Below are 11,082 nucleotides of genomic sequence, written 5' to 3'. Positions count from 1 at the left end.
TGCCCGCGCCTCTGTGGTGGCCATCGGCATCGCGGTCGCCCGCTGGTCCGACTCCCGGCGATGCAGATGAGGCAGGAGAAAGGGATGGAGCAGTCCATGAACGAGTCGGTGCCCGATCTGGTCGCACGGGTGGCGGCCGTCTCCCCCGACCGCCCGGCGGTACGGGACGGCCAAGGGCGGGTCTCCTATCGCGAACTCGTCGAGGGCGCCGCCCGGTGGGAGGCCGCGCTGCGCCGTCGGGGGGTGATGCCCGGCGACACGGTCGCCGTGTGCCTCCCCCGGGCAACCGTGACACTGCAGGCCATCCTCGGAATCTGGCGCATCGGCGCCGTTCTCGTCCCGCTCGACCCCAGCCACCCCATCGTCCGGTGGGAGTTCGTCCTCGCGGACTGCCGGGCACGCGCAATCGTCTGTACCGAGGACCTCGCGCCCAGCCTGCGCAAGGCGTGCGGAGGCACGCCCGAGAGGGGACGGACGGACATCGTGACGGCCGAGAACCTCGGCGTGGACCGTCTTTCTCCCGAGTCGTCGCCAGCGCCCCCGATGGCGCCCGTCGATCCGGACTCGCCCGCCTATGTCCTCTACACCTCCGGCTCGACCGGTGCCCCAAAAGGCGTTCGTGTCCGGCACGGAGCGCTCGCCCACTACGTGAGTTGCGCCGGGCGGCTGTACGAGGGCGCCTCCGGCCCCGCTCCCTGGCACTCACCCCTGGCCTTCGACGCCACAGTGACCTCACTGTGGGTTCCTCTCACCCATGGCGGCGAGGTCTGGCCAGTCCCGGGCTCCGACCCCCTGAGTGGCCTGGAAGGGCTCGCCAAACTGCTGACGGCCCCTGTGGACATCGGCATCTTGAAGATCACCCCGACGCACCTGGAAGCGCTTGCGAACTGGCTCGGCCCCGAAGGGACGCCGACGGCCATCACCTCGCTCGTCATCGGCGGCGAAGCCCTGCGCGCCGACCAGGTTCGTCCGTGGCTGGCCAGGAGCACCCAGATCGTCAACGAGTACGGCCCCACCGAGTCCACCGTTGGCGTGGTCGTGGCCTTCGTGGCACCCGAGCACGTCGCGGACGGTGTCATCCCCATCGGCCGTCCGCTGCCCGGCACCGAGATCCTGCTGTGTGACAGGAACGGCGCTGTCCCCGGCCCCGGAGAACCCGGTGAGTTGTGTGTGGCCGGCCCCCAGCTCGCCGATGGCTACCTCAACCGACCGGAACTTACCGAGGAGCGGTTCCCGCCCCACCCGGTGCGGCTTGGCGAACGCATATACCGCACGGGCGACCTCGCGGTGAGAGGGCGGGACGGTGAACTACACTACGTGGGCCGGATCGACGAGCAGATCAAGTTCCGCGGCCAGCGGATCGAGCCGGGCGAAGTAGAGACGGTGCTGTGCGGCCATCCCGGGATCGCCCAGGCGGCCGTGGTGATCCACGGGGACCGGCTGGTGGCCTATGTCGTCCCGCGCGAGGGCGACACGGCCCTCGAGGTGCAGCAGCTGACTGACCACCTCGCCGACCTGCTGCCGCCCGCTCTGGTGCCGCAGCGGTTCCTGACGGTGCGGGAGCTCCCTGTCACGCCCAACGGCAAGCTGGACCGCAGCGCTCTGCGCGGCAACAAGCCCTGAGCCCGCTCACTGCCGTCTGGTGCCGTCTTCCGGGTTCCGCCGGGCCGGTCCGGAAGGTGGCACCAGGTCCTCCAGCTCGACTTCGAGTACCTCGAGTGCTTTGTCGAGCGCCGCGTCCACCTCAGCGGTGTCGCGACCGTGGGTGATCACTGAGCCCAGCCGGTCGTAGGCATTGCGGGCCAGCCGCACCTCTCGGCCGGGCTGGCCGGTGACCGTCACTCGTGCCACGTGTTCCAGCCGAGCGGCCTCCTGGGCACCGGTGATCCGGCGCAGTACCCCCTCGCGGGGCGGGAGCAGGAAGGCGACGCCCGCGATGCCGTCACGCGTCGGCCGCAGGTCCACGTCGTGACCGAGGGCGGCATGCAGTTGTTGCCGCAGCAGGTCCGCCCCATGGGCCAGCCGGACCAGTTCCGGAATCATGCCGCCCGCGAGCCGGGGGTTGAGCTCGATCAGGGCAGGTCCTTGGGACGTGAGTCTGATTTCCACATGGGTGGGGCCAAGGCGGATGCCAAGGACGTCGAGCGCGTCCACTGCGGCCTTGTGCAGGACCGACTCCGCCGCCTCTTCCAGCGGCGCCGGATAGATGTGCCGGGTCTCCACGAAGTACGGGCTTCCCGTCACGGTCTTACGAGTGATGCCCACACAGCGATGAACGCCGTCGACGCTGAACATCTCGACGCTGAATTCGGGCGCGTCCAGGAACTCCTCCAGCAGGACCGCCCCTGCGGCGCGCTGTCCGCGCACATTGGTGCGCACCGCCATGATCTGCGCGGCGTGTTCCCTCACCTCGTTCCGAGTCCCGCACCACTGGACGAGCTGGGAACCGGAGTCGTCAACGGGCTTGGCCACGCAAGGCAGCCCCACCCGGGTGAGTGCCTCGTCCAGGTCCTCTTCGGCGCGGACCACGGCGAACCGCGGCTGAGGCATTCCGGCCGCCCGCAGAGCGGCGCGGACCTGGCCCTTGTCCCGGCAACGCCGCACCACCTCGGGGGGGTTACCGGGTAGGCCCAGTTCTGCGGCTGCCTCCGCGACAGCCAGCACATAGAACTCGCTGGTCGTGGTAACTCCGGCGAGGCTGCCGGGCAGCGCTCCCAACGTCGCGGTCAGCGTGGCGGGCGCGTTGGTGTCGCAGTCGACGACCTCGGCACCGGTCTCCTCCAGCCCCAGGTAGCGAGTGCGGTCGGAGGTGAGGAACACAGGGACGAAACCGAGGTCGCGAGCGGTTCGCAGAGCGATCATGCCGGTGCCCGTGGTGTTGGCTTCGACGAAGGCCAGATGACGTGTCATGGTGCTCGATTCGATGCGGGGCTGGAGGAGGAGAGGACGGGAAGGATGAAAGTCAAGGAGCATCGAGCCCGAGGAGCTGGTCGACGCGGCGAGCGGCGGCCTCTGGGACCTCCCGGCGCCGGTTCCAGTCCGCTGCCAGCACGCCGATCCGCTTCTTCTGCCGCTGCAGCAGAGCCATGGTGGCGTGCGGCGCCGTGGAGCCGGCCGTGGCCTTGCGCTCCAACTCGGCCTCCGGCCGCAGCAGGCCCTCCAGCGCGGCGGCGGAATGCCCTGCCTCATGACCATGGGCGGCCGCGATACGCAGCAGCAATTCGGGGTTGGGACGACTGGCCGGCCGAGCGTTCCGCTGCGCGGCCAGGACATAGGAACCGGTGATGACCTGTGCCTCGCGCCAGGGGATGCCGTCGGCGAGGGTCAGCTCGTTGGCCAGGGCGAACGCCCCCAGGTAGTCTTCCTCGCAGGCTTCGCGCAGTCGCGTGGTGTCGAAGGAAAGGTGGCCGAAGACCGCGGCCGCTAGGCGCAGCATCGTGCGGAGCACGCTGAGCTGCTGCACCATCTGCGCTCCGCCCTCCTTGGAGACCTCCACGGTGTTACTGAAGGGAGTGGCTCGCTGGGTTGCTGCGGTGTCCACGTACCAGGACAGGGCGTGGCTGCTTTTGCCCCGCAGACGTTCGAGGATGGGGTAGTTCTTCTTCTGGGGCATCGCGGACGAGATCGCCGCCATCTCGTCGGGCAGCGAGACGAAGGCGTGCTGTCCCCCGGCCCAGGTCATGAGGTCCGTCACGAACCGGCTCATGCCGATCCCGAACGTGGCGCATTCCGCGGCCAGTTCGAGCAGCCAGCCCCGTGAGGCGACCGCCGTCAGCGCATGCGGAGCAGGTTTGGCGAAGCCCAGGAGTTCCGCCAGCCGGTCGCGGTCCCAGGGGAGTTGCTGGCCGGCCATGGCCCCGGCGCCAAGGGGCGCGGCGTCCCATCCGTCGTAGCAGACCAGCAGCCGTTCGGCGAAGTGCAGCATGTGCTCGCAGACGGCGCTGAGGAAGAAGGCCGGTGTGATCACCTGGGCTGGCTGCAGGTGGGTGTAGCCGGGCATTGGGTCATACGCGTGGAGAATAGCCAGCTCGTGCACCGCCGTCGCGCAGGCCAGTAGTTCCTCTGCGGTCCTGACAGTCTGTGCACGGCCGAGCTGCAGCTGTCCGCAGGACTGGAAGTCGTTCCTGCTGCGATCTACCCGCCAGGCGGGGACCGGTGCGGGAAGCAGGCGCCCGACGGCAACCTCGATCGCGAAGGATAGATCGGACAGATTGCTCTGCGGATCGGCAGTCAGCGAGGCGGCAGAAACCTTGTGGAGCGCCATGGCGACGGCCCCGGTGTCGTCTGCACTCAGCACGCCGAGCCGCGCGTACTCGAGAAGCAGTGCCTTTTCCATGTGTAGGTAGAATGGCAATAGGTGGGTTACGTCGTAGTCGAACTGCGGTGCGAGTACCTCCTCGTGCAGCAATTCGGTGGGGGCCTGCGAGATCCGGCCCGTAAGTGATCGCATGGCTGGTCGGTTCAATGCTGCCTCCTGGAAGTGACAACGCCGGCGGCCGGTTCCCGGATCTCTTGGTCCTGCCGCTGCGGGTCGTTCTGGGCGCAGAGTCGCTCGCAGAGCGTGGCCAGGTCGGCCGCGTTGCTCGGCGCCACCATGGACATGTGGTCGCCGCCGCTCTCATGAACCTGCAGATCGCCGGCAACCAGTCGCCGCCAGCCCTCGATGTAGCGCCCGGCCGAGTCGTGTAGGACTGTCGAGGGCCGTTCCGGGCTCGCCTCGCGCCCTTCCCGGGACAGCACCAGATGGAGGTCCCCTTCGAACATGCCGGGCCGGAAGGCCTGATAGGCCTCGTGCAGAAGCCCGCACGCACGCAGCGGCAGAGCTGCGGCGAGGCCGGACCGGCCGGGGCCCCAGCCGAAGGAGTCGAAGAAGTCGGCGGATTCGGCCTCCAGACGTGCCCGCTCGGGACTGTTCCCAGGAGCCGACGCGGCCTTCTCCGCCAGGTCCGCCGCGGTCGCGTAGAGCTCGGCTGCGGTCCGGTGGGCCTCTGCCGACGCGGGATCCTGGGGCAGGGTCGGTTCGATCAGGATCAGCGGGTCCACGCGGTGGCCCGCGGCGGTCAGCCTGCGGGCCATCTCGAAGGCGATCAGGCCCCCGTACGACCAGGACATGAGTGCGTAGGGGCCGGTGGGCTGTGTGCGCAGCAGATGAGTGAGGTATTCCTCGGCGAGGGCCTCGATCGTGGCGCGGGGTTCCCCCGTGCCGTAGGCGCTCGGTAGTTCGAAGGCCGTCACGGGCCGGTGGGAGGGCAGGGCGCGGGCCAGGGCCATGTACCAGGAAGCGCTGCCACCGCTGGGGTGGACACAGAACAGGGGGCGGGCGCCGCCGCCGGACAGCCGGACCATGGGGCTGGTACGGGGTTCCCTGCCCTGGTCCGCGCCGCGGTCGACCCGTGCGGCGAGTTCGGCCACCGTCTGGTACTCGTAGTGGTCGCTCACCTCCAGTTCCACGCCCTGCTCGCGCACGAGCGAGGTGGCGTGCACTAGGCGGAGGGAGTCGCCACCCCGCTCGAAGAAGTTGTCGTGGACGCCGAGCTCCCGCAAACCGAGCACCTGCTGCCAGATGTCCACGAGCAGGCTCTCAGTCGGTGTCCGGGGCGGCTGGTGGCGTCTGCCTGACTCGATGCGGGTACGTGGGATCGTGTGCAGCGCGCGGCGGTCGCTCTTGCCGCTGGCTGTGACCGGAATGCGGTTCACCCGGTAGAAGGCGCCGGGGATCAGGTACTCGGGCAGCCGCTCGGCCAGGAACGCGCGCAGGCTGGCGGCGTCGGCCTCGTCGCCCGCCAGGACCACCAAGGCGGCGAACTCGCCTCCCTGGCCCTGCTCGGCCTCCAGCACGGTGACGGCGGCGTCGGCGACGGCCGGGTGCCCGCAGAGGTGGGCCTCGATCTCCCCAGGTTCGATCCTGACCCCGCGCAGCTTGAGCTGGCTGTCGAGGCGGCCGAGCAGCTCGAGCGAGCCGTCGGGCCGGTAGCGGCCTTGGTCGCCGGTGCGGTATAGGACGTCCTGTGGGTCGCCTGTGAACGGGCTCACGAAGAAGCGTCCGTGGTCCTCCTCGGACGCCGTGACATAGCCGAGACTGCGGGCCGGGGTGCGCAGGACGACTTCCCCCGGCTCGCCCACCGAGCACAGTCCGCCCCTGTTGTCGAGTACGAGCGCCTGGCAGCCGGGGAGCGGCTGGCCGACCGCGACGGAGCCATGCACCACTCCCGGCGGGACCCGGTGGGCCAGTTTGGCGAGGGTCGTCTCCGTCGGCCCATACAGATTGACGATCTCCGCGTTTGCGACTCGGCGGCGTACCTCCTCGACCAGGACTCCGGGCAGGGGTTCGCCGGCGAAGAAGACATAGCGCAGCGTGCCGACCGAGCGGTCGGCGTAGGACGCCGACAGCCAGGCTCGGGCCACGGAGGGCACGGCGTGGAGCAAGGTGACACCCTCCGTCCGCAGCCACGCGAAAAGGCGGTCGGGGTCACTGGTGTCCACGTTCGGAATGCACAGTGTTGCCCCGCTGACGAGGGGCGTCAGCACGTCCCGGTAGAGCACATCGAAAGACAGCGCGGTCAGTTGGGCGGCGCGGTCGCCGGGGCCGACCCCGAAGGTCTCACGCTGCCAGCTCACGAACTGGGCCAGTCCCCGTTCCGAACCGGCGACGCACTTGGGGGTCCCAGTGGAACCGGAGGTGAAAGTGAGGTAGGCGATCCGGTCGCCGGGGCGGTACAGCGGCACCGCCGACTCACGGCCGGGGGATCCCAAGGGCCTGGGCACGAGATCGAGGTCTTCTGAGCCGTTCCGCCCACCGCTTCCGCCGATGACGAGTCGGGCTCCGGCCTCGCGCAGTAGCAGTTCCTTTCGCTGTCGCGGCAGCGCGGGGTCGACGACCAGCAGGCGGCGCCTCGCGGCCAGGACGCCCAGCATTCCCACGGCGAGTCCGAAGGAGGAGGGAACAGACAGCGCCACTACGGCGTCCTCGGGCGTCAGACGTGCGACCTCGTTGGCTAGGTCGGCCACGTCGGTGCGAAGTTCGCCGTACGTCCGGGACACCGGCCCGTGGGTGAGGGCCGGGTGTGAACCGTACAGCTGGGCCATCCGCTCGAACTGCTTGATGACCGACGGCTCGCCAGGAGAGGGCAGCGGCTCGTCGGGCTTGGGGAGGGTCCCCTGGAGTTCGGGCGCCCGCAGCGAGTGGGTAGCGACGGGGGCGTCGGGACGCCTGGTGAGCTGCTCAAGCAGATGGGAGAACTGCACCGACATGCTGGTGACTTGACCGGTGCTGAACACATCTGTGCGGAACACCCACTCCAGATGGATCCTGTCGTTCAGCAAGCTGCCGTACAGTGTCAGCCAGAACTTGGGATCGCTGCCCCCCACGTCCCCCTCGACGACGTCGAGACCGCCCAGGCACCGCGTCGGCCTGCCCGCCTGGTTGGCGAAGTTAAACAGAACGTCGACCAGGGGATTCCGGTCGACGTCGCGGGGCGGATTGATTGCTTCCACAAGTCGTTCGAACGGCAGGTCCTGTCTGCTGAGCGCCTCGGTGAGCGACTCGCTCACCCGGCCGAGGAGCGAGCGGAAGGTCGGCCTGCCCCCCAAGTCCGTGCGGACGACCAGAGTATTGAGGAAGAGACCGACGAGTTCGTCGAACTCAGGCCTCCCCCGTCCGGCGAAGGGCACTCCCAGTAGGACGTCCTCCTGTGCTGACAGTCTGCCGAGCAGCAGGTTGAACGCGCTGAAGAGGACGGAGAAGACGGTGGTGCTTTCCGTGTTGGCCAGAGCACGCACCTCTTGTGTCAGTTCCCGGGACAGCACTAGGCTGTGCCGCCCGCCCTGCGCCAGGCCTTCGTCGCCGTAACGGGGAAGCTCGAGGGGCGGCGTGTCGGCGAGCCGCTTCGCCCATTCCTGGAGCTGTTCACGTATCTCGGGGGAGGCGAGCCGGCGCTCCTGGTCCACGACATAGTCCGGATAGCCGACGGCAGGCGGCTGAAGGACACCGGTTCCGCCGCCGACGATGTCCCGGTAGGCCGTGTCCAGATCGGCGAGCAGTACGGCGGTCGACCAGCCGTCGAAGACGATGTGGTGGACCGTCACCAGGAGGGTGTGCTCCTCGGCCGCAGCACGGACGAGGGTCGCCCGCACGAGCGGCGGACGGCCGAGGTCGAACGGCCGCGCCGCCTCCTCGGCGGCCAGCTCGCGCAGGGCGGCCCTCGCCTCCTGAGGGGGGAGACCACCCACGTCGCGGATGCTCCACGGCACAGTGGCTGCCCCGGCGATGTGCTGAACGGGCTGCCCGCCAGCCTCGCCGAAGCTGGCGCGCAGCGCCGCGTGACGGGCCAGGACGCTGTCCAGAGCGCGGTGCAGCGCAGCGCCGTCCAGGGGGCCTTTCAGATGCCAGACGATGGGCATCAGGTAGTCCGTGCGGCCCGGCCGTAGTTTCTCCAGGAACCAGATGCTGCGCTGGCCGGGAGAGAGGGGAAGCCGGTCGGCCGCCGCTGTCACCTGGGTGGAGTGCGCGAGCGGGCTGACGTCCTCGCCGAGCTCGGCGGCGACATCGGCGGCGGTTCGGCTCTTGACCAGTGTGCGCAGTTCGATGTGCCGGCCCAGCCGCTCACGGAGCTGGGCGACGGCTCGGACGGACACCAGCGAGTCGGCGCCCGCGGCACGCAGGTCCTGCGCCGGATCGATGCGGTCGACGCCCAGCAACTCGGCGAAGATCCCTGCCACGAGGAGCTGCAGAGGTGTAGCCTCCCCGGTCGCCTCACCGTCCGGATGAGTGGTGAGAGCCAGGGTCTCGAGATCGACCCGGCCGTCCGCGGTCACCGGAAGGTCGTCCTTCCACAGCCGGAGTTCATACGGGGGGCGCAGGGGAAGGAGCCCATCGAGGTGCTTCCGTATCCGGTCGGATACCGCCTGCGACGGATCGTCGACCACTGCGTGGGCGATCAGCACAGCATCGTCGGCCAGCCCCGCAGCAGCCGCTGCAACGGCCTGGCGTACCGCCGGATGCGCCCCGAGCGCGTGCGCGATCTCCTCGGGATCGAAGAGGCGCCCTCGGTGCCATACCCGGCCGTCGGGACGCCCCCGATGCTGGAGAGTGCCGTCACCCTGTACGCGCGCCCGGTCACCGGTCGCGTAGACGTGGGTCGGCGAGACCGCTTCGCAGGGCGCGGGCAGCAGCTCCGAAGCGGCCCAGTCGGGGCGGGCGCCGGAAGTCGCGACGAGATACAGCTCGCCGATCGCACCCCTGGGGACGGGCCTCAGATGCTCGTCGAGCACGTACGCGCTCGCAGTGGCCGGGGCCGACTGGCCCGGGTCGCTGCCCGCGGCGGCACCAGCAGCGAGCAGAAGGGCGGCGGCCCATGCACCGCAGTCGTCGGTGAGGACAACAGGCTCCGGGCTGGCCGGTGCGTAGGCGTGCAGCGGGCGGTCGGCTCCCGAGGCAATGTCGGCGAGCAGCGCCAGGTAGCTGTCGGCGAAGGCGGTGACGGTGGCCTCGTCGAAGAGCTCTGATGCGTAGTCGAGAACGCAGCGGAGGCCGCCCCCCTCCGCGATCACCGACATGGCGAGATCGCACAACACCGTGCTGTTGGGGACCGGGCACTCGGTCACCTTCAAGCCGGACAGATCGAGTTCATTGCCCGGGGCGGTGTCCAGGCCGAAGACGGACGAGAAGAGCGGGGCGGTGGCCCCCGGGGTCCGGTCGGCGGCGTTGACCGCCTCCGCCACGGCGTCGTAGGAGGCCCCGCTGTGCGCGTAGCCGTCCAGGGCGGTGCTTCGCATCTGATCCAGCAGATCCCCGAAAGTGCCCTCGGCGAGGAGACCGGACAGATCGGAGCGCAGCACGATCACGTTGACGAAGAATCCGATGAGGTCTTCGTGGGCGGGCGTGTCCCGGTTGCCGACCGGGGTTCCCGTGGCCACGTCCGGGCTTCCGGTATAGCGGAAGAGCAGCAGGTGGTAAGCGGCCAGAAGGGCCATGAAGAGGGTGGCGTCATGCTCCGAGGCGAGTGCCTCAAGCCGTTCGACGACCTGCGGGGGGACGCTGATGGCGTGCTCGGCGCAAGCGCCGGTGGGCAGATCCGGACGCTCCCGGTCGGAGGGTATCCCAGCCCTGCTGACACCGGACAGCCTGTCGCGCCAATGATCGACGAGGGCCTTGCTCCGTACGCTGTCCGCGTCTGAGCGCTGCTGCGCGGCGAAGTCTGTGTACTGGGTGACGAGTGCGGGCAGCGGGTCGGGCTCACCGACGGCCAAGACGCTGTAGAGGGCGCCGAGTTCGCGATGCAGGACAGACATCGACCAACCGTCGAAGGCGATGTGATGGACCGCGACGGTCAGGAGCCACCGGTCGGCGTCGGTCCGGTACAGCCGGACGCGCAGGACCGGCCCTGCGGCCAGATCGAAGGGTTCGTTGATCGCCTCAACGGAGAGGTCGAGGGCTCGCCGCTCGGCCTCGCCCGGCTTCGTCCCACGGGTGGAGCCGTCGGTGAGGTCCGCGTGCTCCGTGAGGTCGGTGAGCGTCAGGTCGAGGGACTGGGAGGTAGCGACGATCTGCCGGGCCACATCCTCGCCCTCGTACACGGTCCGCAGGACGTCATGCCGGGCGATGAGAGCTTCGAAGGCCCGCCGGAGGGCACCGACGTCAAGCTGGCCATGGAGCCACCAGCGCAACGGCACGTTGTAGCGGGTCGCAGTCGGATCCAAGAGGTGGTCAAGCCAGAGCCGTTGCTGAGCAAGCGAGAGCAGCGCCTCGGTCCGCCGGGCCCTCGGGACGGAGCGCGGGGCCATGGCTGCCGTGCGGCGGGCGAGCCGACGCCGGAGCAGTTCCTGACGGTCGGACGACGTGACATTCCCGGACTCGGTCATAAGTCCCTTCCGTCGAAGAGTTCCTGGTCCTCTGGGGCGCCTTGACTGTTTACCCCATGGTGCGTGACGGGCAGCCGCCGGAAAGGACGCGCGGCACAGAGTGGCGGGATTCCGCCTCCCTACCGGATAGCCGTTGACTCCGGAGCCGATAGCTCAAGGATAGGACTCCGATAGAAGGGGCCGGGAAGGTGGCGTCAACGAGACGTCAATGCCATTCGTGGA

The 11,082-nt window shown here is 69.4% G+C and carries 4 protein-coding genes; 1 reads left to right on the top strand and 3 read right to left on the bottom strand.

Annotated elements, in window-relative coordinates; genetic code table 11:
• Positions 1 to 84 precede the first annotated feature (84 nt).
• Complete coding sequence (locus AB0D49_RS08740) at positions 85 to 1,623, top strand: amino acid adenylation domain-containing protein (protein WP_362753016.1); 1,539 nt, start codon at positions 85 to 87, stop codon at positions 1,621 to 1,623.
• 6 nt (positions 1,624 to 1,629) lie between these two features.
• Here AB0D49_RS08740 and AB0D49_RS08735 read toward each other — a convergent pair whose 3' ends face one another.
• The 3 genes from AB0D49_RS08735 to AB0D49_RS08725 all read right to left on the bottom strand — a co-directional run bounded on the left by AB0D49_RS08735 (position 1,630) and on the right by AB0D49_RS08725 (position 10,860).
• Complete coding sequence (locus AB0D49_RS08735) at positions 1,630 to 2,910, bottom strand: ATP-grasp domain-containing protein (RefSeq protein WP_362753013.1); 1,281 nt, start codon at positions 2,908 to 2,910, stop codon at positions 1,630 to 1,632.
• Positions 2,911 to 2,962: 52 nt separating this feature from the next.
• On the bottom strand, positions 2,963 to 4,336 hold the full coding sequence (locus AB0D49_RS08730) for a lyase family protein (protein ID WP_362753010.1): 1,374 nt from the start codon (positions 4,334 to 4,336) through the stop codon (positions 2,963 to 2,965).
• Positions 4,337 to 4,461: 125 nt separating this feature from the next.
• On the bottom strand, positions 4,462 to 10,860 hold the full coding sequence (locus AB0D49_RS08725) for an amino acid adenylation domain-containing protein (RefSeq protein WP_362753007.1): 6,399 nt from the start codon (positions 10,858 to 10,860) through the stop codon (positions 4,462 to 4,464).
• Positions 10,861 to 11,082 lie beyond the last annotated feature (222 nt).

Source organism: Streptomyces sp. NPDC048290 (assembly GCF_040652095.1).
In the GTDB taxonomy this organism is placed as follows: domain Bacteria; phylum Actinomycetota; class Actinomycetes; order Streptomycetales; family Streptomycetaceae; genus Streptomyces.
The sequence above is the reverse complement of the archived record's forward strand: the minus strand, read 5'-3'. Positions and strand labels throughout refer to the sequence as shown.

Bases quoted from the DNA above. Each gene is read 5' to 3' on its own strand.
- AB0D49_RS08740 (WP_362753016.1), top strand. From the start codon at position 85: ATGGAGCAGTCCATGAACGAGTCGGTGCCCGATCTGGTCGCACGGGTG.
- AB0D49_RS08735 (WP_362753013.1), bottom strand. From the start codon at position 2,910: ATGACACGTCATCTGGCCTTCGTCGAAGCCAACACCACGGGCACCGGC.
- AB0D49_RS08730 (WP_362753010.1), bottom strand. From the start codon at position 4,336: ATGGAAAAGGCACTGCTTCTCGAGTACGCGCGGCTCGGCGTGCTGAGT.
- AB0D49_RS08725 (WP_362753007.1), bottom strand. From the start codon at position 10,860: ATGACCGAGTCCGGGAATGTCACGTCGTCCGACCGTCAGGAACTGCTC.